Raw genomic sequence first — 23,130 nt, forward strand, 5'->3', positions numbered from 1 at the left:
TCCCGTATGGCCGCCGAACTGACCGTGCACGAGCTGATCGCCAAGCACCGGCCCACCCTGGACCAGGCGCTGGAAGCGATCCGTACGCGCGCGTACTGGTCCCCGCACCCGGAGCATCCCAAGGCCTACGGCGAGAACGGCAGCCTGGACGCGGCGGCGGGCAAGGCCGCCTTCGACGCCCTGCTGAACACCCGCCTCGACCTCGGCCAGCCCGGCACGGACGACTGGGTGGGCGGTGAGGTCTCGCCGTACGGCATCGAGCTGGGCGTGACCTACCCGCACGCGGACATCGACACTCTGCTGCCGGCGATGCAGGCCGGGCAGCGGGCCTGGCGGGACGCGGGCGCCGAACTGCGGGCCGCGGTCTGCGTGGAGATCCTCAAGCGGATCAGCGACCGGACGCACGAGTTCGCGCACGCGGTCATGCACACCAGCGGCCAGGCGTTCATGATGGCGTTCCAGGCGGGCGGCCCGCACGCCCAGGACCGCGGCCTGGAGGCGGTGGCGTACGCGTACGCGGAGCAGGTCCGCACGCCCGGGACCGCGGAGTGGAACAAGCCGCAGGGCAAGCGCGACCCGCTCGTCCTCAGCAAGCAGTTCACGCCGGTGCCGCGCGGCATCGGCCTGGTCATCGGCTGCAACACCTTCCCGACCTGGAACGGCTATCCGGGCCTGTTCGCCTCCCTGGCGACGGGCAACGCGGTCCTGGTCAAGCCGCACCCGCGCGCGGTGCTGCCGCTCGCGCTGACCGTGCAGGTGGCCCGGGATGTACTCGCCGCGGCCGGCTTCGACCCGAACCTGGTGGCGCTGGCCGCCGAGCGCCCCGGCGAGGGCATCGCCAAGACCCTCGCCACCCGCCCCGAGATCCGGATCATCGACTACACCGGGTCGACGTCCTTCGGCGACTGGCTGGAGGCCAACGCCCGCCAGGCGCAGGTCTACACCGAGAAGGCCGGCGTCAACACGGTGATCGTGCACTCCACGGACGACTACAAGGGCATGCTGTCCAACCTGGCGTTCTCGCTGTCCCTGTACAGCGGCCAGATGTGCACCACCCCGCAGAACCTGCTGATCCCCCGGGACGGCATCCGGACCGAGCAGGGCCCCAAGACCTTCGACGAGGTCAGCGCCGACATCGCCCGCGCGGTCGACGGCCTGCTCGGTGACGACACGCGCGCGAACGCGCTGCTGGGCGCCATCGTCAACCCCGACGTCAAGGCCCGCCTGGAAGCCGCCTCCGGCCTCGGTGAAGTCGCCCTGGCCTCCCGCGAGATCACCAACCCGGAGTTCCCGGACGCGGTGGTCCGCACCCCCGTTCTCGTCAAGCTGGACGGCGCCAAGCCGGACGACGAGGCCGCCTACATGAGCGAGTGCTTCGGCCCGGTCTCCTTCGCCGTCGCCGTCGACTCGGTGACCGATGCGGTGGAGCTGTTGCGCCGCACGGTCCGCGAGAAGGGCGCGATGACGGTCGGCGCCTACACCACCGACCCCGAGGTCGAGCAGGCCGTGGAAGAGGTGTGCCTGGAGGAGGCGGCCCAGCTGTCGCTCAACCTGACCGGCGGGGTGTACGTCAACCAGACGGCTGCGTTCTCCGACTTCCACGGCTCGGGCGGCAACCCGGCGGCGAACGCCGCGCTGTGCGACGGCGCGTTCGTGGCGAACCGGTTCCGGGTGGTCGAGGTGCGCCGGGAGGCCTAGGGAGCCGGGACCGCGCCCCCGGTGGCGCTCCAGTGGTACAGCGTCATCGCCACGCTGGTGGCGAGGTTGTAGCTGGAGACCTGGGGGCGCATCGGCAGCGCCAGCAGATGGTCGGCACGCGCGCGCAGCTCGGCCGACAGTCCGCTGCGCTCCGAGCCGAACGCCAGCACGGCGTCGTCGGGCAGCTTGCTGCCGCGGATGTCCTCGCCCTCCGGGTCGAGCGCGAACAGCGGCCCGGCCGGCAGCTCGTCGACGTCGAGGCGTTCCACGGCGGTCGCGAAGTGCAGGCCGGCGCCGCCGCGGACCACCGTGGGATGCCAGGGGTCGAGCGTGCCCGTGGTGACCACTCCGGTCGCCCCGAAACCTGCGGCCAGCCGGATCACGGCACCGGCGTTGCCCAGATTGCGGGGGTTGTCCAGGACCACGACCGGCGCGGTGCGCGGAGTGCGGGCCAGCGCACGCAGGTTGGCCTCGCGTGACGGCCGTACGGCGAGTGCGGCCACGCCGGTCGGGTGGGGCCGCGGGACAAGGGAGGCGTACGCCTGGGCCGGCACCTCCACGAGGAGCGCGTCCAGCGCGTCCCGCACGTCTTCGGCCAGCTCACCGGCGAGGGCGAGCGCGGCCCGCCGGTCGGTGGTGACCGCCACCGGGACCTGGGCCCCGAAGCGCAGCGCGTGCTTGAGGGCATGGAAGCCGTCGAGCAGCACGGCGGCACCGGCGTGCTCGCGCCAGCGGATCAGCGGATCGGTCATGCGGTCAACCCTCCCCCACGCTCGGCTGCGGTCGCGCTGGGGGACTCCGATCGGCCTCGCGCGCTCCCCTCGGGCGCCTCTTCGGGTGTCTCCTGGGTCGTCTCTTCGGGCGTCTCTTCGGAGGAGCGGGGCGCGGGCACCGTACGGTCGCCACGCCGGACGATCCGCGCACGCGCGCCTGCCACCAGCGCGCCCAGCCGGCGCAGGAAAGACGTGGGAAGGAAGACCGCGTCGGCGGTGATCATCGCCAGCGAGAAGAACGGCAGCCCGAGGACGACCGCGATCACCGCGTGCTCGAGCATCATCACCACCAGCAGGACGTTCTTGACCCGACGGTTGAACAGGGTGAACGGGAAGGCGACCTGCACCATGACCGTGCCGTAGGCGGCGGCCATCATGATCGTGCCGCTGGAGGACATCAGATCGGCGAGTCGGGGCCAGGGCGAGAAGTAGTCCAGGTGGAGGGGGTAGTAGACGGCGGTGCCGTCCTGCCAGCGCGAGCCCTGGATCTTGTACCAGCCGGCCGTCGCGTAGATCAGACAGGCCTCCGCCATGATCACGAACAGGGCGCCGTTGTGCAGGACGTTGGCGATGACGTCCAGCAGCATCCGCGGCTCGGGGGACTTCGCCCAGCGGCCGACGGCCCACCACAGGCCGAGCACGGCCCAGGCCGTCCACAGCAGCGCCGGGATCAGCCGGCCGTTGTCGAACCGGCCGGTGAACGTCGCCAGGAGCAGCGCCAGGCCGAGCACCGCCCACAGCACCGGCCCCGTCCGGTCGGCGGAAACCCGCTCCCCACGCGCGCGTGCCGCCCCGGCCCGCGCCGCCCGCCGCGCGTCCAGGGACCACACCTGTCCACACCGTGTGAACACGAGATACAAGGCCATCAGGTGCAGCACGTTGTCGCCGCCGTCACCGACGAAGACGCTGCGGTTCTGCAGCGACAGCACACCCACCATGAACAGCACGGATGCCGTCCGGCTACGCCAGCCGAGCACCAGCGCCGCGCTGGCGAGGATCGCCAGCGCGTAGAAGCACTCGAACCACAGTTGCCCGTCGGACCACAGCAGAGCCGTGAAGGCGTGGTTGTCGGCGGTCAGCTCCTTGGCGAGGTTCCAGCCCCACGGCCCGGCCGGGCCGTACAGCTCCTGGCGGTGGGGGAACTCGCGCAGCAGGAACAGCAGCCAGGTCCCGGCGAACCCGATGCGTATCACCGCGCTCTGGTACGGCCCCAGGGCCGCCCCGGTGACGCGGGCGATCCCGCGCGAGAAGCTCAGCGAGAACCGGTTCACCGCACACCTCCGGCGGCCTCGTCGGCGGGCACCGTCCACCAGGGCACTATGCGGTAGACCGGTTTGTCGGACACCCGCTCACGGCTCCAGGCGGGCGGCTGCACGTTCGTGGTGCTGGAACGGACCTGCACCCGCTGGATGACGCCGTCCCGGCTGATCGGATCGGTCCGGTACAGGCGCATCACGACGATCCGGCGCACGTACTGCTCGGAGAGGGAACCGCGCATACCGACGGGACGGTTGTCGGCGGTGTGCGTGGCGGCGAAGAAGTCCCAGGCACGGCGCAGCTCGTTCTGCTGGGTGTGGCTGGGCACCGGGTTGCCGTCGATGGCGGCGCCGTCCTGCGCGGACAGGTCGCTCCAGCCGGTGGTGCGCAGGCTGCCGTCCTTCATCCGCACCTCCGCCCGCACCTGGACGGCGACGTTCTGCTGCAGCGGGTTCGGAGCGAACAGTTTCCAGTTCTGCTCGAACTCCGGGTACACCCACTGTTCCACCGCCTTGCCGTGCTGCTTGGTGACCGTGTTCGCGGGGGCAAGGCTGAGAAAGACCATCAGCACATGCACACAGGCGGCGACACCGACCACCGCGAGCACCAGCGCCGCGACGACCTGATAGCGGGGGGAGAGGGCGGCCACGCCGGTACGGGAGGCAGGGGGCGGCGGCGTGGCAGCGGACGACTTGGCCGGCAGAACCATGTGGTTCCCCCGAGAGCTTTGAGACCTTTGAGAAGGCAGGGCGGCTGCGACCTCTCGCCCTCCGCGCGCCGCCCGGGCCGACTGCGCGCTGTCCGCGTCGCGCGAGACGTCGTCCGCCGCCGCGCCCTCCCGGGCCGGCGCACCCGCATCGTCCGGGGCACTGACGTCGGCCGGCGAGTCGGCGGCCGGGGATTTCTCCGGGAGACGCGCCCCCGCCGGCCCGCTGGGCCCCGGTCGGGCCCCCGGGTCCTCGTCGTACGCGTCCATTCCGCCCCGTCCCCGTCTCGGATCAGTCGTTCGGCTCAGTGGCCCAGCTCCGTGATGCGGCGCGTGCCATGAACACCCCATGATTCACGTACGCCACTCTCGGCGTCCACGGAACGGTACTCAGCCCCGGCCACCGGGCGCAGCCCCGGGTACGGGCCACCGGCCGTGGTCCTCGCCACGCGGTACCGCGCCACTGCCGGGCCGTACCCGCCCTGCCACTCCCTTGTCCACAGGCCGCCCTCCGAGTTTTCCACAGCGGTTGACACTCCACGGCGGCCCGGCACACCATTGATTTCGCACGGACCGAACGATCGGTCGGGAAGGTTCACCGAAGAGCCCTAGGTCAAGGGGGACCGCATGGCCACAGCAGCCGCGCAGCGCACCGCCCGCACGACGGCGGACGGCGCACCGGACACCGTCGACAGGGCGGCCTACCAGCACGCCTTCGACGCGGCCGTGGCCGCAGACGAACGCATCGAGCCCCGCGACTGGATGCCCGACGCCTACCGCGCCACGCTGGTCCGCCAGATCGCGCAGCACGCCCACTCCGAGATCATCGGCATGCAGCCGGAAGCCAACTGGATCACTCGCGCCCCCTCCCTGCGGCGCAAGGCGATCCTGATGGCCAAGGTCCAGGACGAAGCCGGCCACGGCCTGTATCTGTACAGCGCGGCCGAGACCCTCGGCACCAGCCGCGACGAACTGCTCGACAAGCTGCACAACGGCCGCCAGAAGTACTCCTCCATCTTCAACTACCCGACGCTGACCTGGGCCGACGTCGGAGCGATCGGCTGGCTGGTGGACGGCGCCGCGATCACCAACCAGGTGCCGCTGTGCCGCTGCTCCTACGGCCCGTACGCCCGCGCGATGGTGCGGATCTGCAAGGAGGAGTCCTTCCACCAGCGCCAGGGCTACGAACTGCTGCTGGCCCTGAGCAAGGGCACCCCGGAACAGCACGCGATGGCACAGGACGCAGTCGACCGCTGGTGGTGGCCCTCGCTGATGATGTTCGGCCCGCCCGACGACGAGTCCCAGCACTCGGCGCAGTCGATGCAATGGAAGATCAAGCGCCACTCCAACGACGAGCTGCGCCAGCGCTTCGTGGACATCTGCGTCCCCCAGGCCGAGTCCCTGGGCCTCACCCTCCCCGACCCGGACCTGCGGTGGAACGAGGAACGCAGCCACTACGACTTCGGCCCGATCGACTGGACGGAGTTCTGGGAGGTCCTCAAGGGCAACGGTCCGTGCAACGAACAGCGGATCACCCAGCGCCGGCGCGCCCACGCCGAGGGCGCATGGGTGCGCGAAGCGGCCGCCGCCTACGCGGCCAAGCACACCGGCGGCACCAACGGCACCGGTGAGGCAGGACACGAGACAGGAGCGGAGCGAGCATGAGCACCACCGACTGGCCCCTGTGGGAGGTCTTCGTGCGCTCCCGGCGCGGCCTCTCCCACACCCACGCCGGCAGCCTGCACGCCCCCGACGCGGAGCTGGCCCTGCGCAACGCCCGCGATCTGTACACCCGCCGCGGCGAAGGCGTGTCGATCTGGGTCGTCCCGGCCGCCGCGATCACCGCGTCCTCACCGGACGAGAAGGACCCGTTCTTCGAACCGGCCGCCGACAAGCCCTACCGGCACCCCACCTTCTACGAGATCCCGGAAGGGGTGAAGCACCTGTGACCGCCACCGGACCCGCCACCGTCCCGGTGACCGCCGCCCTCGCCCTCGGCGACGACGCCCTCGTGCTCTCCCACCGGCTGGGGGAATGGGCCGGGCACGCCCCCGTCCTGGAGGAGGAGGTCGCCCTCGCCAACATCGCCCTCGACCTGCTCGGGCAGGCCCGAGTACTGCTGTCCCTGGCCGGCGACGAGGACGAACTCGCCTACCTGCGCGAGGAGCGCGCCTTCCGCAACCTCCAGCTGGTCGAGCAGCCGAACGGCGACTTCGCCCACACGATCGCCCGCCAGCTGTACTTCTCCACCTACCAGCAGCTGCTCTACACCGAACTCGCCTCGGCCGACGGCCCCTTCGCACCCCTCGCCGCCAAGGCGGTCAAGGAAGTCGCCTACCACCGCGACCACGCCGAGCAGTGGACGCTCCGCCTCGGTGACGGCACAGAGACCAGCCACGAGCGGATGCGTCGCGCCTGCGAGGCGCTGTGGAGGTTCACCGGTGAGATGTTCCAGCCGGTGGAGGGCCTCGACGCCGACTGGGCCGGCCTGGACGCACGCTGGCAGGAGTCCGTCACGGACATCCTCACCCGGGCGACCCTCCCCCTCCCCGAGGGCCCGCGCACCGGTGCCTGGTCGGCCGGTGCCGGCCGGCAGGGCCTGCACACCGAGCCGTTCGGACGGATGCTCGCCGAGATGCAGCATCTGCACCGCAGTCACCCGGGGGCGTCATGGTGACCGCCACCCACCTGGAGACAGAGCTGCTGGAGCTGGCCGGCTCGGTGCCCGACCCCGAACTGCCGGTGCTCACACTCCAGGAGCTGGGCGTGGTGCGTGCGGTGCGTCTCCACGGCAACGACACGGCCGAGGTCGATCTGACCCCCACCTACACCGGCTGCCCCGCCATCGAGGCGATGAGCGTGGACATCGAACGGGTACTGCGGGCCCACGGCATGCGCGAGGTCACGGTCCGCACGGTGCTCACACCGGCCTGGACGACCGACGACATCAGCCCCGAAGGACGGCGCAAACTCCAGGAGTTCGGCATCGCTCCCCCGCGCGTACGCAGCGACTCCGGCCCGGTTCCGCTGACCCTCGGCCCGACCCGCACGCACGCGGCCGAGGCCGAACCGGTCCGCTGTCCGCACTGCGGATTCGCCGACACCGAGCTGCTGAGCAGATTCTCCTCCACCGCGTGCAAGGCCCTGCGCCGCTGCCTTGCCTGCCGTGAACCGTTCGACCACTTCAAGGAGTTGTGATGGCGCGCTTCCACCCGCTCCCGGTGGCCGCGGTCGACCGGATCACCGACGACTCCGTCGCCCTGACCTTCACCGTCCCACCCGGTCTGCGCGAGGAGTACCGGCACACGGCCGGACAGCACCTGGCGCTGCGCCGACAGGTCGACGGCACCGAGATCCGGCGCACGTACTCGATCTGCTCCCCCGCCCCCGACCCGGCCGGCGCGGGCCCGGACAGCCTGAGAGTGGGCGTGCGGCTGGTGGAAGGAGGGGCGTTCTCCACCTACGCGCTGAAGGAGATCAACGTCGGCGACGAGCTGGAGGTGATGACCCCGGCCGGCCGCTTCACCCTGGACCCGGCGCCGGGGCTGTACGCCGCGGTCGTCGGCGGCAGCGGCATCACCCCGGTGCTGTCCATCGTCGCCACGCTGCTGGCGCGCGAGCCGGCGTCCCGGTTCTGCCTGATACGCAGCGACCGCACGGCCGCCTCCACGATGTTCCTGGAGGAGGTCGCCGACCTGAAGGACCGCTACCCCGAGCGGCTTCAGCTGGTGACCGTGCTCTCCCGCGAGGAGCAGCAGGCGGGCCTGCCGTCCGGCAGGCTCGACCGGGAGCGGCTCACCGGGCTGCTGCCCGCGCTGCTGCCGGTCGGGGAGGTCGCGGGCTGGTTCCTGTGCGGGCCGTTCGGGCTGGTGCAGGGCGCGGAGAAGGCGCTGCGCGAGCTGGGCGTGGACCGGTCCCGTATCCACCAGGAGATCTTCCATGTGGACGCGGGCTCGCCGTCGGCCGCCACCGTCCGGACGCCCGCGCACAGCACCGTCACCGCCCGGCTCGACGGACGCGGTGGCACCTGGCCGGTGCAGGAGGGCGAGTCCCTGCTGGAGACGGTCCTGCGCAACCGCGCCGACGCCCCCTACGCCTGCAAGGGTGGGGTGTGCGGGACGTGCCGTGCCTTCCTGGTCTCCGGCGAGGTCCGCATGGACCGCAACTTCGCACTGGAAGCGGAAGAGACGGAAGCCGGATATGTACTGGCCTGCCAGTCGCATCCGCTGACGGAGCAGGTGGAGCTGGACTTCGACCGCTGAGGCCTGCACGGGGGCGGCCATGCGGGGAGCGTGGGGAGGGGTGGGGAGGGGGAGGGAGGGGCCCCCAGGAAACACAGCGACTCCGCACCGTTCCCTTCTCCTAGAACCTGTTCTATCTTGACGCCCCGTCAGAAACCGCACCGTCGGAGGGACAGGCCGTGGACTTCACCTTCACCGAGGAGCAGCGGGCGGCGGCCGAGGCGGCGCGCGGGGTGTTCGCCGGCGTGGTGCCGGACGGGGTGCCCAGCCCGGCGCTCACCACGGGGGCCGTGGCCGAGGGCTTCGACCGGGAGCTGTGGTCCCGGCTGGCCGGGGCGGACCTGCTGAGTCTGCTGCTCGACGAGGCACATGGCGGTTCCGGTCTGGACGCGATCGCGCTGTGCCTGGTGCTGCGCGAGTCCGCCAAGGTCCTCGCCCGGGTGCCGCTGCTGGAGCACAGTGCGGCGGCGGCAGCCGTACAGAGCTACGGCACTGCGGAGTTGACGGAGCGCCTGCTGGCCCGGGCCGGGCGGGGCGAGCTGGTGCTGACCGTCGCGGCGAACGGCCGCAGTGGCCATGACTCGGCCGAACTGGCCGTCGGTGCACGGCGGGAGGGCTCGGCCTGGGTGCTGGACGGGGTGCAGACGGCGGTGCCGTGGGCGTACGACGCGGACCTCGTCGTCGTTCCGGCCCACGTGGAGGGCACGGCCGCCGACCGGACGGTCCTCGCGCTGGTACCGCGCGAGCGGGACGGAGTGGTCCTCGCCGAGCAGGTGTCCACCAGCGGGGAGCGGCTGGCCGAACTGCGGCTCGCATCGGTACGGGTCGAGGCGGGCGAGGTCATCGAGGCCGACGGCGCCTGGGAGTGGCTGCATGCGCTGCTCGCCACCGGCACCTGCGCGCTGGCGCTCGGTCTGGGCGAGCGGGTGCTGCGCATGACCGCCGAGTACACCGGCAAGCGGGAGCAGTTCGGGTATCCGATCGCGACCTTCCAGGCGGTGGCCGTGCAGGCCGCGGACCGGTACATCGATCTGCGTGCCATGGAGGCCACGCTCTGGCAGGCCGCCTGGCGGATCGCCTCGGGGGCACCGGGCGCGCTGCCCGCGGCCGGGGATGTCGCGGTGGCGAAGATCTGGGCGGCGGAGGGGGTACGCCGGGTGGTGCAGACGGCGCAGCATCTGCACGGCGGGTTCGGTGCCGACACCGACTGTCCGCTGCACCGCTATCACGCCTGGGCCAAGCACCTGGAGCTGGCGCTCGGCCCGGCGGCGGCGCACGAGGAGAGGCTCGGGGATCTGCTGGCCGCCCACCCGCTGGGCTGACCGCGCGGCCAAGCGCCACCGGGTCGAGCTGCAGCACGTGGCCGGACCGGCCGCAGGGGCGAGCCACAGGACGAAACCAGGCCGGACGCCGAAACACACCCCAGCACGAAGCCAGACAAGCCACCACAAAACACGACAGCCCGAAACCGGGCCGGCCACCGGAACGGGACTGCAGCCCCAAAGCGGGCCGGCCACCGGGACGAGCTACAGCACGAAGCCGGGCCGGCCGTCGTCGGTGATCACCGGGCGGCCCGCGGCCTGCCAGACCTGCATGCCGCCGTCGACGTTCACCGCGTCGATGCCCTGCTGGACCAGATACATGGTGACCTGGGCCGAGCGGCCGCCGGAGCGGCAGATGACGTGGACGCGGCCGTCCTGCGGGGCGGCGTCGGTCAGCTCGCCGTAGCGGGCGACGAACTCGCTGATGGGGATGTGCAGTGCTCCCTCGGCGTGGCCCGCCTGCCACTCGTCGTCCTCGCGGACGTCCAGCAGGAAGTCGCCGTCCTTGAGGTCCGTGATGTCGACCGTGGGCACACGAGCTGCGAAATTCATGTCTCCGACGCTACCCGAAGGTCCCGGAGGGGGCGGGAACCACGGTGCGGCTCAGCCCTGCTCGTGCAGGGCTGCCAGTTCCGCCTCCCGCTGGGCGATGTCGGCGTGCAGCCTGGCGGCGATCTCGTCGAGCAGTCCGTCGGGGTCGTCCGGGGCGAGCCGGAGCATGCCGGCGATCGCGCCCTCTTCCAGTTCGCGGGCGACGAGGGTGAGCAGCTCCTTGCGCTGGGCGAGCCATTCGAGGCGGGCGTACAGCTCCTCGGCGGGGCTCGGGCGCCGCTCGAGCGGTACCGGGCCGGCGGCCCATTCCTCGGCCAGCTCTTTCAGCAGTGCCTCGTCACCTCGGGCGTAGGCGGCGTTGAGGCGGGTGAGGAATTCCTCACGCCGGCGGCGTTCCTCTTCCTCCTGTGCGAGGTCGGGGTGGGACTTGCGGGCCAGCTCGCGGTAGAGCTTGCGGGCCTCTTCGCTGGGCCGTACCCGCTGCGGGGGCCGTACGGCCTGGTCGGTCAGCATGGCGGCGGCTTCCGGGAAGAGGCCTTGGCCGTCCATCCAGCCGTGCAGCAGTTCCTCCACGCCGGGGATCGGCATCACCCGGGCGCGGGCCTCCTCGGCGCGGCGGATGTCCTCCGGGTCGCCGGTGCGGGCGGCCTTGGCCTCGGCGATCTCGGCGTCCAGCTCCTCGATGCGGGCGTAGAGCGGGCCGAGTCTCTGCTCGTGCAGCCGGGAGAAGTTCTCGATCTCGACACGGAACGTCTCGACGGCGATCTCGTACTCGATCAACGCCTGCTCGGCGGCCCGTACGGCCTGCTCGAGCCGTTCCTCGGGCCGCGGGGCCTGATCGGCTTCCGGGGTCGTCACGCGAACAGGGTAGGGGATGCGGAATCTCGCCGTAGGGGGTGCGGTCGGGATGCGGGTGGGTTGTGGGCGTTCGCTCCCTCAGGTTCTCGGCTTCGCCATGCCCCGGGAAGGCCCCGTCGGGGCGGAGCCGCGTGCCGGCACCGGCCCCGTCCTCCTTCGGGGCGCTGCAGTCCCGCCCCGCCCGCTCCCGGCCAGGGCCCGCACCGGCCTCCCCCGCGCCCCTGGCCCCGCCTAAACGCCCAGCTCCGCCGCGATGCGCCCCTCCCGGATGCCCTTGACGAGTTCGGTGTGGTCCGCCTCCGTGCGGTCGGCGTAGGCGACGGCGAAGGCGGCTGTCGCCTCGTCCAGTTCCTCGTTCTTGCCGCAGTACCCGGCGATCAGCCGCGGGTCGGCGCTGTGGGAGTGGGCGCGGGCCAGCAGTGCGCCGGTCATGCGGCCGTAGTCGTCGATCTGGTCGGCGGCGAGGGCGGCGGGGTCGACGCTGCCCTTGCGGTTGCGGAACTGGCGCACCTGGAAGGGGCGCCCGTCGACGGTGGTCCAGCCGAGCAGGATGTCGCTGACGACCTGCATGCGCTTCTGCCCGAGGACCACCCGGCGGCCCTCGTGCTGCGCCGGCGGCGCCTCGAATCCGGCCGTGGCCAGGTGGGGGAGGAGCGCGGAGGGCCGGGCCTCCTTCACCTGGAGCACCAGCGGCTGCTCACGGTGGTCGAGGAGGAGCACGACGTAGGACCGGGTGCCGACGCTGCCGGTGCCGACGACCCGGAAGGCCACGTCGTGCACCGCGTGCCGGGCGAGCAGGGGGTGGCGGTCCTCGGAGAGGGTCGTCAGGTACTCCTCCAGGGACGCGGCGACGGCGTGGGCCTCGGCGTCGGGGATGCGGCGCAGGACCGGCGGTGCCTCCACGAACCGGCGTCCGCCGTCCGCCGCCGCCTCGGTCGACTTCGCCGCGAACCGGCCGCTGGTGTTGGCGCGGGCCTTCTCCGAGACGCGCTGCAGGGTGCCGAGCAGATCGTGGGCGTCGGTGTGGGAGACCAGTTCCTCGTCGGCGATGGCGTTCCACGCGTCGAGGACGGGCAGCTTGGCCAGCAGCCGCATGGTGCGGCGGTAGGCGCCGGCCGCGTCCCGCGCGGCGGCGTGGCAGGTGTCCTCGTCGGCGCCGGCTTCTCGTCCGGCGAGCACCAGGGAGGCCGCGAGCCGCTTCAGGTCCCATTCCCAGGGGCCGTGCACGGTCTCGTCGAAGTCGTTCAGGTCGATGACGAGGTCGCCGCGGGGGTCGCCGTACAGGCCGAAGTTGGCCGCGTGCGCGTCTCCGCATATCTGGGTGCGGATCCTGGTCGTGGGCGTGCGGGCCAGGTCGTAGGCCATGAGTCCGGCCGAGCCGCGCAGGAAGGCGAACGGGGTGGCCGCCATCCGTCCGACGCGGATGGGGGTCAGTTCGGGGATGCGGCCGGCGTTGGACGCGGTGACCGCGCTCACCGCGTCGGGGCGGGAGGCGTCCAGGTCGAGCATGCGGTGCGCGGCGCGCGGCACGCTCGTCCGCAGCGCCTTGCCCTCTTCCTTGGGCGAGCCGTGCCGCGGCCACGGGGCGAATCCGCGTATCTGCGGCAGTCGGCGCATCTGCCCGTCCGCGACCATGTCCCCACCTGTTCCGGTCACTGCGACCGCCTCCCCCGTACGCCCTTCGGCACGAACATCAACTCGTGCAGACCGTACAGCCGGCGTCCGGAACGCGTCAGGCCCTGTGGACAGTGGTCCGCAGTACGGACGGGTGCGTGTCGGGTCGAGGACTGTCCGGCCGCACGTCGAGCCGCTCGCCTCGTGGATGCTCCCGCGGTCGGGCCCGTTCACTAGTCTTGGTCGGTATCGGCCGACTGCGGGGTGTGTGTTGAGAGACTTGGTCCATGTCACACCGGATGTCAGGGACCGGCTGGTTGTCCGGTTCGGACCTGAGGTGCTCGCCTGGTGTGACGAGTTGCCCGCTCTCGTCGGCGAACTCACCGCTCGCTGGGGGCTGGATGTCGGGACGGCGGGTGGGGGAGGCACCTCACGGGTGTTCCGCTGTGTGAAGCGTGACACCGGTGCCTCCGTGTGGCTGAAACTTACGCCGGATCACACGATTGCGGGCGAGGAGGCCGAAGCCCTGCGGGCTTGGGTGGAAACGCCGTCCGTTGTCACTTTGCTGGCACAAGATCTCAGCCACGGGGCGCTGTTGCTCCAGAACGTGGAGCCGGGAGTGCCTGTGAAGCAGCTTCCCTGGAAGTTGTCCGACGCCGCGGCGTTGCTGAGGGAGCTTCGGGCCGCTCCTGTCACGCCAGGAGAGCACTCGGTGCTGAAACCTCTGTCGCACCGGGTCGACTTCCTGTTCGGGCTGGCGGAGAGCATGCTGGCGGCAGCGGACAGGAGCGGTCTGTTCACCTCGGCGGCACTGGTCCGGGCTCGGGAGGCGGCCCTCGAACTTGCCGCCACCGGGCCCGTGGGCCTGGTGCACGGGGATCTGCACCCGGCCAACGCGTTGTCCGGTCCGGGCGCCCGCATGGTGGCGATCGATCCGAGGCCCGCGTGGGGCGACCCGGACTTCGACGCTGTGGACTGGGTACTCGATGGCGTCCTGGATCTCGACGTGCTGGAAGGAAGGATCGAGAAACTGGCGGAGATGGTTCCTGGCCAGTCTCCCGATCGGGTGAGGGGCTGGTGCCGGGCTCTGTCCCCCCTCATTGCGATACCCAGGATCTGCGCGCGACGGGAGGACGCGGAAACCGGGTTCCTCATCGCCCTGGCCGGCAGCTGACCGCCCCGTCGCCCTACTCTCCGAGCATTTCCTCGAGCAGTGCCATCCTGATGTGAACGGCGTTGGCTGCCTCTCTCCAGTAGCCGTTGTGCGGGGTGGTGTCGACGTCGGTCGCCAGTTCGTCCTGGCGGGGCAGGGAGTGCAGGACGAGCAGCTCGGGGCGGGCCGTGCGCTCCAGCAGCTCGCGGGTCACCCGGTAGGTGTCGGGGGTCGTCGGTTTGCCCTCCGTGGCAAGGTGGCGTCCGACCTCGTAGTCGGGCTGTACCACCGGTTCCAGGTAGACGACGTCCGCGCTGGGCAGTGCGGCGGCGAGGGACTCCACGCGCTCCACCGCGCAACCCGACGCCGTCACCTCGTCGATGAGCGCGGGGTCCGGCCGCATGTCGTCCGGGTGCACCAGGAGGATGCGGCACGCGTAGTGGCGCAGTCCCAGCAGCACCGATCGCATGGTGCGCATCCTCAGATCGCCGCTCAGGACCCAGGTGGTGCCGTCCATCCCGCCATGGTGCTCACGGACGGTGTACAGGTCGGCCATGGCCTGGGTGGGATGTTCGCCCCAGCCGTCTCCGGCGTTGATGACCGGGACTCCGGCATGCGCGGCGAACGTCTCGGCGGCTCCTGTCTGCGGGTGCCGGACCACTATGACGTCGCCGTAGCAGGAGAGCATGGTGGCGATGTCGCCCATCGACTCCTGGAAGTAGTCCCCCGCCCTGGTCGATGAGGGGTCGGCGAAGCCGGTCACACGCCCGCCCAGGCGGAGCATCGCGGACTCGTGCGAGAGGCGGGTACGCGTACTGTTCTGGTAGAAGGCGCTGACGAGGACGCGCCCGGGCAGGGAGCGCAGTGACTCCTCGCGGGGCCGTTTGGCGATGAGGCTCGTACGGTCGAACAACGCCTCCAGTTCGACCCTTCCGAACTGGCGCATGGAAAGCAGGTCGCTGCCTGCGCGGAATGGTGTGTGGTCCATGGTGATGCGTACCTTCCGTGGAGTGCCGTCCGCCGGGGGAGATCGTCCGCGGTCTTTGCGGCGGCGGAGCGGACACGCTGTGATCAGGCCGGTTGGCGGACGAGCCGTAGCTCGACGGCCTCGGCGAAGGCTGCGGCCGCCTCCGGCCGGTGGCAGAAGAAGAGACAAGGGCTGGTCACATCGAGTTCGACGAGCTGGAGCCGCCCGTCGTCGGCTCTGATCAGATCGACCCTGGCGTACAGCTCGTCACGGCAGCCGGCGGCATCCATCACCGCGTCGGCGGCCTCGGCCAGTTCGGCGGTCACCGGGTACGGCTCGTGCGTGCCGCCGTATCCCTCGTGCACACGGATCTCTCCTGCGGGAGGCCGTTTCACCAGCGCGTGGCTCAGCCGGCCGTCGATGTGGACGACGGATATCTCGCCCTCGCCGCGGACATTGCTCAGGAACGGCTGCAGACACCATTCCCCGCTGCCCGGGGCGTCTCCGAACGAGGTGGCGGACACGGCCGACAGGAGGGTGACCCCGCGTCCGCCCAGGGCGGTCGCGGGTTTCACCACGGCGTCGGCCCAGCCGTGACGGCGGGCGACGGCCCGGGCGTGTCCGGGATCGTCGACGATCTCGGTGGGGATCACCGGAGCCCCTGCCGCCGCAAGATCCGCGAGATACCTCTTGTGATGGTTCGCGCGCACGGCGTCCAGGGAGTTCGCGATCGTGGTGACGGAGGCGACCCGCTCGTACCAGGCGAGGAACTCGGCTGATCTGTCCGGGTAGTCCCATGGCGAGACCACGACGACGAGGGGGAAGGCGCTCCAGTCGACCGTGGGGTCGTCCCATGCCACCGGGACCGGTTCGATGCCGCGCGACCGCAGAGCGGACAGGAGCGGCTGATCGTCCTCGCACAGTCCGGGCAGGCGGGTGCAGGTGACGCAGGCGACGGTACGGCTGCTGCGGGCTGTCACGGTGCGGCTCCTCACCGGGTCTCGTCCAGCAGTCGGGACATGCGGTCCAGCCCGTCCCTCAGTTGGTCGGTGGGAACGCCGAATCCGAGCCGCACGTGGCCGGGCATGCCGAAGCAGCGGCCAGGGATCAGCAGCACTCCGTGCTCACGCATCAGGCGGTCGCAGAACTGCTCGTCGTCGACGCCGCGGAGCCGCGGGAAGGCCACGACACCGCCGTGCGGGCGTACCCAGTCCGCCTTCTCGTCGTGCTCGGCCATCCAGGAGTCGAGGACGGAGAGGTTCCTGCGCGCGAGTTCCATCTTCGGCACCAGCAGGGCGTCCGCGCCGCGCACGGCGTGCAGGGCCACCTGTTCGACCAGCGGTGACAGGGCGAGCGTGGTGTAGTCACGCATCACGACGAGCTTGTCGATGAGCGGTTCGGGGGCGAAGCACCAGCCGACCCTCAGTCCCGGCAGGCCCAGTCCCTTGGAGAAGGTGCCGAAGCTGATGGCGCGGTCGTACTCCATGGCGGGATTGGCCGGCAGGTGTCCGTCGTACCTCATGTCCGCGAAGACGGAGTCCCAGATGAGGTGGGCGCCGTGAGCCCGGGCGATGTCGACGATGCGACGCTGGGCCTGCGCGTCGACACTGATCCCGGTCGGGTTGTGCGGAAAGTTGGCGATGACGGCCCGGGTCCTCGGGGTGACCAGGGAGGCCAGTGCGTCGAGGTCGGGGACGAAGCCGTCCTCGAACCGCAGGCGCCACGGTACGACGGTGCAGCCGATGGCCTCGGCGATGCCCACCAGGGTGTGGTAGGCGGGCTCGACGACCACGACCTCGTCGCCGGGCCGCAGCAGGGTGGTCAGCACCATGTACTGGGCCTCGCCGGAGCCGTGGGTCACCATGACCCTGCTCGGGTCACCGTCGCCCCACCGCTGCGCGATCGCGGAACGCAGTTCGGGAGCGCCGCAGGACCGGCTGTCGCGGAACGTCACCTCGGCGAGATGCCGGGGCTCCAGGCCGGTCAGCTCGAACAGTTCGGCCATCGAGTAGGGTTCGACGCCGCTGGAGCTGATGTCGATCCGGGCGTCGAAGTAGGAGTCGCGCAACCAGTCCTCTAGTGGAGCGCGTCGGAGCTGCATGGGTGGTCCCTTCGGGTTGCGCGCCGTTCACGGGCGGGGCGTCGGAGTGTCGAGGAGCCCGGCGAAGCGCCCGACCGGACGCCGCGGGACGGGTGGAGGAGGAACGGGCGTGTCCAGGCCCTCGGCGGCCATGGCGCGCAGGACGCCGGTCAGCCGGTCGACGAAGCGGGCTACCTGCGCGGCCTCCTGGCCGGAGTCGGGATGGATCACGTGGAGGCGGAGCCGCCCGGGCGAGGTCACGAACTCCACACTGAGTCCGAATTTCACCGTGGTCGGTGCCGGCGCGGGCAAGGGGTCGAGCCGGACCGCCCCGTGCTGGACCGTCACCTCCTCCTCCGAGCAGGTGACGATGACGTCGAAGAGCGGCCCGCGGGTGTCGGCGCCCATGTCCGCGGCTGCTCGCAGGACGTCCACATGGGGTGCGTCGGAGTGTTCGACCAGGTCGAGGAAGTGGTCCCAGACGTCCTGCACCGTCCGCCGCAGCGGAGCGCCGCGATGAACGGCCAGGCGCAGGACGAGGGGGTCCACCAGCATGCCGACGACCGACTCCCCGCCGGGGAACGCCCGCTTGGCGATGTTGGCTCCGACCGTCACCTCGCTTGCGGCGCACCACTCGGCGAGCGCCACGGCACAGGCGGCCAGTCCCAGCCCGTACAGGGTGACGCCCTCCGTGGCGGCGAGCCGGCTCAGGGCCTGGAAGCCGGCGCCGTCGATCACGGCGTGGGCCTCGCCGGCGGCCGTGGCCGAGGGGCCGGGCCCGGGGAGCCGCGGCCAGGGGGTGGTGGGTCGTGTCGCCGTCGCGATCCGCGCCCGCCGGGACACGGCGGAGGCCGCGTCGGGGCCGCGGCGCACGTCCTCCTCCCAGGCCACGAAGTCCTCGTACTGGGCCGGCTGGTCCGGAAGTCCGGTGGCCTCGCCGTCGAGCAGGGTGCAGAGCTCGTCCCTGAGCACTCCGATGGACCAGGCGTCCACGGCGATGTGGTGGCACGTCCACACCACGCTCGTCGTGCCGCCCGGCTCTTCGGCGATCAGACACCTGGCTGATCCCTTGTCCAGGTCGAAGGGGGTGCGATGCATCTCGGTGACGAGTTCCTGGACGGTACGGGCCGCTCGGTCGTCGTCACCGGTCAGCGCCAGGTACCGGACGGGGACCTCGTCGGGGCGCAGCGTCACGCGCTGAGGCGTGCCCTGCTCGTCGCTCCGGTAGGCGCCGCGCAGCACGCGGTGCCGGGTGAGCAGCGTACGGGCTGCCTGTGCGACGGCCGGTGTCTTGCGGCCGGTGACGCGCCAGCCGAAGGTGATGTTGTAGTGGGTCGCCGAGGGATCGAGCTGCCACAGGAACCAGAGCCGTTCCTGCATGGTCGAGAGTTGTTCCGCACGGGTGGTCATGGCGGTCGGCTAGCTCCTGGCTCCGGAGGGCGAGGGACTGGGAAGGCGGTCGCCGATGTACCGGGCGACCTCGTGTGCGGACCCGGAACGCAGGAACACCGAGAGCGGGACGGGCACGCCGAATCGGGCGCGCAGTCTGGTGATCACGCGCATCGCGGCGAGCGAACTGCCGCCCTGCGCGATGAATCCCCGGCCGGCGTCGAGGTCCGTCGTACCCAGCACTTCCTGCCATGTGTGCAGGACCGCGGCGCACACCGGGTCCTGGGCCACGGCTGCGGCGGGCGGGGTCCGGGGCCCAGCCGTTTCGGCCGTCGTGGCGAGCCCGACGCGGTCGACCTTGCCGTTCACGGTGAGCGGGAAGGTGCCGACGCGCAGGAAACGCGCCGGTACGGCGTGCGCCGGCAGCTCGTTCCGGCAGTGGGCGCGCAGTTCGGCGGTCTGTTCCGGGGTGAGTTCGCCGTCCGGCGGAGCGGCGGGCGGGGTCCCGGTCGTCTTCACGAAGCCCACCAGCTGTGCGGTCTCTCCCCGGGTCGTCTTGACGACGACGGCCCGCTCGACCCAGCCGACCCGTTCCAGGACGGTCTCGACGTGTCCCAGTTCGAGCCGGTATCCATGGATCTTGATCTGTGCGTCCTCGCGGCCGAGGAACTCCAGCGCTCCGTCCGGGCGCAGTCGCCCGCGGTCGCCGGTGAGGTACACCCGCAGCGGACCGGCGCCCTCGCCGGGCGAGATCTCCACGAAACGGTCGCGGGTGAGCTCGGGTGCCCCCAGATAACCGCGGGCCAAGGATCCGCTGATCGCGATCTCACCCGTGTCCCCGGCCGCCACGGGCCGCTGCTCCTCGTCGAGGATGTGGACGGCGCAGTGCGCCAGGGCAGTCCCCACCGGTACCGGTCGGTCCGGCGCCGTCACGGCTTCCTCGTCCACGGTGTGGACGGTGTTGGTCACGACGCTCTCGGTGGTGCCGTACACATGAAGCAGGGGAACGCCCCAGCTCAGCCACTGACCGACCAGCTCCCGGTCGAGCCGGTCGCTGCCGACGAGCACTCTGCGCAGGGCTCGCGGGGGCCGTCGTCCCTGCGCGACCAGGTGGCGCACCCATTCGTGCCAGTAGGCCGTCGCCAGTTCGACGGAGGTCACCCCGCGCCGTTCCATCAGTTCGCTCAGCTCTTCCGGGGCGAGGGGGTCGTCCGTCGGCGCGAAGGCGACCGTCGCTCCGGTGGCGAGGGCTGGGAAGATCTCCTCGATGACGACGTCGAATCCCAGGGCGGCCGCCTGGAGGACCACGTCGTCGCAGCGCAGGCCCACCTTGTCGGCGAACGCCGTACTGAAGGAGGAGAGTTCGCGGTAGCCCACGGCGACTCCCTTGGGCCGGCCGGTGGAGCCGGAGGTGTGGAAGACGTAGGCGAGGTCCTCGGGCTCGGGGGCGGGCATCGCGGACGGGTCCGGTGCGGCCGGCGCTTGCGGTCGCTCCCCCGGGAGGGAGAGGACGAGCTTGTGGCAGCCGGCGGGGACGAGTGCCTCCGTCGAGTGATCGCAGACGACCAGCTGCGCTTCCGCGCGTTCGACCACCTCGGCGAGCTGTCCCGGTGGCTGCCTGCGGTCCAGCGGGAGGAAGGCCGCACGGGCCCGCAGGGCGGCCACCGCCGCGGCGGCCAGGGTGAGCCCGGAGCCGAACAGGAACCCCACGCGGTGACCCGGGCGGACGCCGGCGGCCGCGAACCGGTCGGCCAGCTCGCGGGTGACCCGGTCGAGTCCGCCGTACGTCAGACGGACCGGTCCGCCGTCGAGCGCGAGGGCGTCTGGTCGCCGTAGGACCTGTTCGCCGAAGCGAGCGAGGATGTCCGGTGCTTCGTCAGGACGGTGCGCGCCCACAACCATGGTTGCTCCGTCTCCTTTTCTCCGTGCGTCCTCGGGTCAGTGCGTGACGTGGCTCAGCAGACTGCTGCGCGACTCGCGGGACCTGCGCAGGTCCCGGGTGATGCAGATGCGCTTCAGCCAGCGGTCCGTGCCGTCGTAGCGAGCGGTGAACGGTTTGCGTCCGTGCACGACCACGTGGTTGTCGATGAAGCAGTAGTCACCCGGTGTGAGCGTGACGTCCTGGAGCCGGGCGTCCAGCGCCCGGGTGAGGTTCGCGAGGGCTTCGGCGGCCCGGTCGTCCCCCTCGACCGCCGACCAGAAGTACCGGTCCGCGCGGATGTACGGCCGCTCGTGGTCTCCGTACAGCACGGCCACCGGCGTCGGCCGCTGCAGCATGGACTCGATCCGGGCGAAGTCGGCGCTGAGCTCGGCGGAGTTGCTCGCGGGCAGATGGGACTCGTCGGGCTGGATGACGAAGCGCTCCTCGAAGAGGATCTTCACGTCCTCGGCGTCCAGGCCGAGGCCCGCCGCGTCCGCGACGGTGGTCGCCGCGCCGACGGGATTGCGCAGACAGGCCAGCATGACGAAGTCCGGGCGCAGCGGGTGGAAGGCGTCCTCGGTGTGCCATTCGATGAGGGCCTCGCTGGCCGAGCCGAGCTGCTTGTGCTCGTTGCCGCGGATGGGCAGCACATCGTGGATGACCCGTCCGTCCTGCTGGGTGGCCCAGCCGAACGCCTCGCCCAGGACGGCGGAGTACAGCACCATGCGGGTCTCGAAGACGGCGGTGCGCTCCGGGTCGCCCGTGCTGTTCCAGTGCTCCGGGGTCGGTCCGATGGCCGCGTCGTCGACGTCGTGGCCGCCGATGACACAGACGCCGTGCTCCTCGCGGCGGTACCGGTTGAGGAAGTGGTGGACGGAGGAGGGCAGTTCGGCGGCGATCGCAGCGGCGTCGACGAGGAACCCGGGGTCGACCGGGGAACCGTACCGGTCCAGTGAGCGACGGGCGAGTGCGTTGACGGCGGCCAGCTCGGCGGAGTCGAGAACGAGCTTGTGCATGAGTCCTCCAAAGCAGGGTGGGACGAACGAAGGAAATGGGTGGTGGGCGAACCGCTGCCCGGCTGTGCTGCGTGAGCCGGGAGGGAGACGCCCCTAGCGGGCCGCGAGCCGCGGGAACCGGAACAGGGCGGGCAGTTGCAGGAGCGGAAGGGCGGCGAGTGTGATCAGGCACGTGTTCAGGCCCAGGAACTGGCCCAGCGCGCCTCCGGCCAGGGCGCCGAGGGGCGCGGCCCCCCAGGCCACTGTGCGGTAGGCGGCGGTGACGCGTCCCAGGAGGTGGGCGGGGACTTCCTGCTGCCGGTACGTGACGCTGGCCACGTTCCACAGGACGACGGCGGCCCCGTACACGGACAGACCGGCCGTCGCGAACGCGGGCGCACGCCCGGCCACGGGCAGCAGCAGCCCCACCACCACCAGCACACTGCTGAGCACGAGGACGAACCGTGTCGGCACGGCCCGCTGCAGCCGGGGAACGATCAGGGCGGCCCCCAGGCTTCCCACCGCGGACACGGCGAGTACGACACCGAAGGCCCGGGACGACAGCCCCATCGGCCCGGGGCTGACGGCGTAGAGCGTGAACTGGGCGAACCAGCCGGTGTAGGCCGTCGCGCCGAGCGCTGTGCTCCACGTCAGGGTGCGAAGGGGGCGGTGACTCCACAGGAAGCCGAATCCCTCCCGGATTCCCGCCAGCACCCTGGGGTTCTCCGGCGGGGGCGTGCGCGGGCTCCGCAACCGGCTCAGCAGCAGCAGAGCGACGGCGTAGACGGCTGCCGTGCCGACCGTCAGCCGGCCGAGGGTCAGCGCCGCCAGCAGGCCCGCCAGGGCCGGTCCCGCCAGGTGACTGCTCAGCGTTTCCACCGCCGAGAGCCGGGCGTTGGCCGAGCCGAGCCGGTCGGCCGGGACCAGGGACGGCAGTACCGTCTGCGCGGCCGTGTCGTAGCCGACTTCGCACACGCCGAGCAGGACGGCCACGACCACGAGTGCGCCGAGTCCCAGGCCGCCGGCCGCCAGTGCGGCCGCGACGGCCAGCAGGAGCAGGCAGCGCAGCGCGCTGGCGGTCACGAGCATCCGCCGGCGGTCCCAGTAGTCGGCCAGCACGCCGGCGAACGGGGCGAAGAACGCCCAGGGCACGCTGCGGCAGAAGGCGACCAGCCCCACGGCGAACGGCGCTCTGGACGCCTGGAACGCCAGCAGGGGCAGGGCGACCGTCGACAAGCCGTCGCCGAGGAACGAGACCCCGAACGGCGCGACGATCCGCCATGTGCCCGGCACCGCGGCCTGCGGGTCCCGTACGGTCACTCCCGTGCGGGGCCCCGTCCGGGGCGAGTTGCTCATCCGCCCCAGCCCGTGTGATCGAGGGCGGCCGCCGAGACGCTCCGGTCGGCCGTCGGTCCGGTCGTGGGGTGAGAGCACCCCAGTCCCAGCGCCACGGCGGCCAGCACCGGAACCATCAGCAGCGAACGATACTTATTACGAAAGTTCATGACTTTCCCCGTTAAATTCGATCGGTTCGTGGCCTCGAAGGAACATTGACCGACCGTCTAGTCTCGGAGCCACAGTCTTTGATCTTCATGAAGCTGCAC

22 protein-coding genes are annotated in these 23,130 nt (G+C 71.5%); 8 read left to right on the forward strand and 14 right to left on the reverse strand.

The window, feature by feature from the left end; translation table 11 throughout:
• The first annotated feature begins 6 nt into the window (after positions 1–6).
• A complete protein-coding gene (gene paaN, locus ACIGXP_RS10820) occupies positions 7–1,698 on the forward strand; it encodes a phenylacetic acid degradation protein PaaN (protein WP_399766587.1) in 1,692 nt (563 codons plus the stop codon).
• On the opposite strand, the gene ACIGXP_RS10825 is transcribed toward paaN, so the two are convergent.
• Genes ACIGXP_RS10825 through ACIGXP_RS10835 form a run of 3 tightly spaced genes read right to left on the reverse strand, consistent with a single transcriptional unit; the run spans position 1,695 to position 4,437 of the window.
• Positions 1,695–2,450 (reverse strand): TrmH family RNA methyltransferase, encoded by a 756-nt coding sequence (locus ACIGXP_RS10825; protein WP_363215820.1) that lies wholly within the window; start codon positions 2,448–2,450, stop codon positions 1,695–1,697. The genes paaN and ACIGXP_RS10825 overlap by 4 nt on opposite strands.
• Positions 2,447–3,742 (reverse strand): HTTM domain-containing protein, encoded by a 1,296-nt coding sequence (locus ACIGXP_RS10830; protein ID WP_399766591.1) that lies wholly within the window; start codon positions 3,740–3,742, stop codon positions 2,447–2,449. Before ACIGXP_RS10830 ends, ACIGXP_RS10825 begins: the two co-directional genes overlap by 4 nt.
• On the reverse strand, positions 3,739–4,437 hold the full coding sequence (locus ACIGXP_RS10835) for a DUF5819 family protein (RefSeq protein WP_399766594.1): 699 nt from the start codon (positions 4,435–4,437) through the stop codon (positions 3,739–3,741). The genes ACIGXP_RS10830 and ACIGXP_RS10835 overlap by 4 nt, the downstream gene beginning before the upstream one ends.
• Positions 4,438–5,061: 624 nt before the next feature.
• On the opposite strand from ACIGXP_RS10835, the gene paaA reads away from it, so the two are divergent.
• The 6 genes from paaA to ACIGXP_RS10865 all read left to right on the forward strand — a co-directional run bounded on the left by paaA (position 5,062) and on the right by ACIGXP_RS10865 (position 9,997).
• Complete coding sequence (gene paaA, locus ACIGXP_RS10840; RefSeq protein ID WP_399766597.1) at positions 5,062–6,099, forward strand: 1,2-phenylacetyl-CoA epoxidase subunit PaaA; 1,038 nt, start codon at positions 5,062–5,064, stop codon at positions 6,097–6,099.
• On the forward strand, positions 6,096–6,383 hold the full coding sequence (gene paaB, locus ACIGXP_RS10845) for a 1,2-phenylacetyl-CoA epoxidase subunit PaaB (protein WP_014673816.1): 288 nt from the start codon (positions 6,096–6,098) through the stop codon (positions 6,381–6,383). Before paaA ends, paaB begins: the two co-directional genes overlap by 4 nt.
• Complete coding sequence (gene paaC / locus ACIGXP_RS10850; protein WP_399766602.1) at positions 6,380–7,111, forward strand: 1,2-phenylacetyl-CoA epoxidase subunit PaaC; 732 nt, start codon at positions 6,380–6,382, stop codon at positions 7,109–7,111. The genes paaB and paaC overlap by 4 nt, the downstream gene beginning before the upstream one ends.
• Positions 7,105–7,632 carry a 1,2-phenylacetyl-CoA epoxidase subunit PaaD gene (gene paaD, locus ACIGXP_RS10855; RefSeq protein WP_399766604.1) on the forward strand — a complete coding sequence of 176 codons (528 nt, stop codon included), beginning with the start codon at positions 7,105–7,107 and terminating at the stop codon, positions 7,630–7,632. Before paaC ends, paaD begins: the two co-directional genes overlap by 7 nt.
• Positions 7,632–8,696 (forward strand): 2Fe-2S iron-sulfur cluster-binding protein, encoded by a 1,065-nt coding sequence (locus ACIGXP_RS10860; RefSeq protein ID WP_399766607.1) that lies wholly within the window; start codon positions 7,632–7,634, stop codon positions 8,694–8,696. The genes paaD and ACIGXP_RS10860 overlap by 1 nt, the downstream gene beginning before the upstream one ends.
• A gap of 158 nt (positions 8,697–8,854) precedes the next feature.
• The gene (locus ACIGXP_RS10865; protein WP_399766610.1) at positions 8,855–9,997 is read left to right on the forward strand and encodes an acyl-CoA dehydrogenase family protein; all 1,143 of its coding nucleotides are present in this window, start codon (positions 8,855–8,857) and stop codon (positions 9,995–9,997) included.
• Between the two features lie 204 nt (positions 9,998–10,201).
• Here ACIGXP_RS10865 and ACIGXP_RS10870 read toward each other — a convergent pair whose 3' ends face one another.
• The 3 genes from ACIGXP_RS10870 to ACIGXP_RS10880 form a co-directional block, all read right to left on the reverse strand.
• Positions 10,202–10,531 carry a rhodanese-like domain-containing protein gene (locus ACIGXP_RS10870; RefSeq protein ID WP_363215858.1) on the reverse strand — a complete coding sequence of 110 codons (330 nt, stop codon included), beginning with the start codon at positions 10,529–10,531 and terminating at the stop codon, positions 10,202–10,204.
• Positions 10,532–10,600: 69 nt separating this feature from the next.
• Complete coding sequence (locus ACIGXP_RS10875) at positions 10,601–11,407, reverse strand: hypothetical protein (protein WP_399766613.1); 807 nt, start codon at positions 11,405–11,407, stop codon at positions 10,601–10,603.
• A 231-nt stretch (positions 11,408–11,638) separates the two neighbouring features.
• On the reverse strand, positions 11,639–13,042 hold the full coding sequence (locus ACIGXP_RS10880) for a DUF2252 domain-containing protein (protein WP_363215857.1): 1,404 nt from the start codon (positions 13,040–13,042) through the stop codon (positions 11,639–11,641).
• Positions 13,043–13,289: 247 nt separating this feature from the next.
• Here ACIGXP_RS10880 and ACIGXP_RS10885 point away from each other — a divergent pair, with 247 nt between their 5' ends.
• A complete protein-coding gene (locus tag ACIGXP_RS10885; RefSeq protein WP_399766615.1) occupies positions 13,290–14,195 on the forward strand; it encodes an aminoglycoside phosphotransferase family protein in 906 nt (301 codons plus the stop codon).
• A 13-nt stretch (positions 14,196–14,208) separates the two neighbouring features.
• Here the strand turns inward: ACIGXP_RS10885 and ACIGXP_RS10890 are convergent, their stop codons facing one another.
• The 8 genes from ACIGXP_RS10890 to ACIGXP_RS10925 form a co-directional block, all read right to left on the reverse strand.
• The gene (locus tag ACIGXP_RS10890) at positions 14,209–15,162 is read right to left on the reverse strand and encodes a hypothetical protein (RefSeq protein ID WP_363215809.1); all 954 of its coding nucleotides are present in this window, start codon (positions 15,160–15,162) and stop codon (positions 14,209–14,211) included.
• A gap of 83 nt (positions 15,163–15,245) precedes the next feature.
• Positions 15,246–16,121: a RimK family alpha-L-glutamate ligase gene (locus ACIGXP_RS10895; RefSeq protein ID WP_399766620.1), complete on the reverse strand. Its 876-nt coding sequence runs from the start codon at positions 16,119–16,121 to the stop codon at positions 15,246–15,248.
• Positions 16,122–16,132: 11 nt separating this feature from the next.
• Positions 16,133–17,242 carry a capreomycidine synthase gene (gene vioD / locus ACIGXP_RS10900; protein WP_399766623.1) on the reverse strand — a complete coding sequence of 370 codons (1,110 nt, stop codon included), beginning with the start codon at positions 17,240–17,242 and terminating at the stop codon, positions 16,133–16,135.
• 27 nt (positions 17,243–17,269) lie between these two features.
• Positions 17,270–18,631: a condensation domain-containing protein gene (locus ACIGXP_RS10905; protein ID WP_399766626.1), complete on the reverse strand. Its 1,362-nt coding sequence runs from the start codon at positions 18,629–18,631 to the stop codon at positions 17,270–17,272.
• A 9-nt stretch (positions 18,632–18,640) separates the two neighbouring features.
• Positions 18,641–20,512, reverse strand: coding sequence for an amino acid adenylation domain-containing protein (locus tag ACIGXP_RS10910; RefSeq protein ID WP_399766629.1), 1,872 nt, complete (start codon positions 20,510–20,512; stop codon positions 18,641–18,643).
• Between the two features lie 36 nt (positions 20,513–20,548).
• The gene (gene gntD, locus ACIGXP_RS10915; RefSeq protein ID WP_399766632.1) at positions 20,549–21,547 is read right to left on the reverse strand and encodes a guanitoxin biosynthesis L-enduracididine beta-hydroxylase GntD; all 999 of its coding nucleotides are present in this window, start codon (positions 21,545–21,547) and stop codon (positions 20,549–20,551) included.
• 93 nt (positions 21,548–21,640) lie between these two features.
• The gene (locus ACIGXP_RS10920; RefSeq protein WP_399766635.1) at positions 21,641–22,882 is read right to left on the reverse strand and encodes an MFS transporter; all 1,242 of its coding nucleotides are present in this window, start codon (positions 22,880–22,882) and stop codon (positions 21,641–21,643) included.
• Positions 22,879–23,031, reverse strand: coding sequence for a hypothetical protein (locus tag ACIGXP_RS10925; RefSeq protein WP_363215802.1), 153 nt, complete (start codon positions 23,029–23,031; stop codon positions 22,879–22,881). Before ACIGXP_RS10925 ends, ACIGXP_RS10920 begins: the two co-directional genes overlap by 4 nt.
• Between the last annotated feature and the right edge of the window lie 99 nt (positions 23,032–23,130).

Origin of the sequence: Streptomyces sp. NPDC053069, assembly GCF_044546895.1 — a bacterium.
Lineage (GTDB): Bacteria > Actinomycetota > Actinomycetes > Streptomycetales > Streptomycetaceae > Streptomyces.

Excerpts from the sequence above, each read along its gene's own strand:
- paaA (WP_399766597.1), top strand. The coding sequence starts at position 5,062 with ATGGCCACAGCAGCCGCGCAGCGCACCGCCCGCACGACGGCGGACGGC.
- ACIGXP_RS10910 (WP_399766629.1), bottom strand. The coding sequence starts at position 20,512 with ATGGTTGTGGGCGCGCACCGTCCTGACGAAGCACCGGACATCCTCGCT.
- paaD (WP_399766604.1), top strand. The coding sequence starts at position 7,105 with ATGGTGACCGCCACCCACCTGGAGACAGAGCTGCTGGAGCTGGCCGGC.
- paaB (WP_014673816.1), top strand. The coding sequence starts at position 6,096 with ATGAGCACCACCGACTGGCCCCTGTGGGAGGTCTTCGTGCGCTCCCGG.
- ACIGXP_RS10825 (WP_363215820.1), bottom strand. The coding sequence starts at position 2,450 with ATGACCGATCCGCTGATCCGCTGGCGCGAGCACGCCGGTGCCGCCGTG.
- ACIGXP_RS10920 (WP_399766635.1), bottom strand. The coding sequence starts at position 22,882 with ATGAGCAACTCGCCCCGGACGGGGCCCCGCACGGGAGTGACCGTACGG.
- ACIGXP_RS10835 (WP_399766594.1), bottom strand. The coding sequence starts at position 4,437 with ATGGTTCTGCCGGCCAAGTCGTCCGCTGCCACGCCGCCGCCCCCTGCC.
- paaN (WP_399766587.1), top strand. The coding sequence starts at position 7 with ATGGCCGCCGAACTGACCGTGCACGAGCTGATCGCCAAGCACCGGCCC.
- ACIGXP_RS10925 (WP_363215802.1), bottom strand. The coding sequence starts at position 23,031 with ATGAACTTTCGTAATAAGTATCGTTCGCTGCTGATGGTTCCGGTGCTG.
- ACIGXP_RS10860 (WP_399766607.1), top strand. The coding sequence starts at position 7,632 with ATGGCGCGCTTCCACCCGCTCCCGGTGGCCGCGGTCGACCGGATCACC.
- ACIGXP_RS10890 (WP_363215809.1), bottom strand. The coding sequence starts at position 15,162 with ATGGACCACACACCATTCCGCGCAGGCAGCGACCTGCTTTCCATGCGC.
- ACIGXP_RS10905 (WP_399766626.1), bottom strand. The coding sequence starts at position 18,631 with ATGACCACCCGTGCGGAACAACTCTCGACCATGCAGGAACGGCTCTGG.
- gntD (WP_399766632.1), bottom strand. The coding sequence starts at position 21,547 with ATGCACAAGCTCGTTCTCGACTCCGCCGAGCTGGCCGCCGTCAACGCA.
- vioD (WP_399766623.1), bottom strand. The coding sequence starts at position 17,242 with ATGCAGCTCCGACGCGCTCCACTAGAGGACTGGTTGCGCGACTCCTAC.
- ACIGXP_RS10880 (WP_363215857.1), bottom strand. The coding sequence starts at position 13,042 with ATGGTCGCGGACGGGCAGATGCGCCGACTGCCGCAGATACGCGGATTC.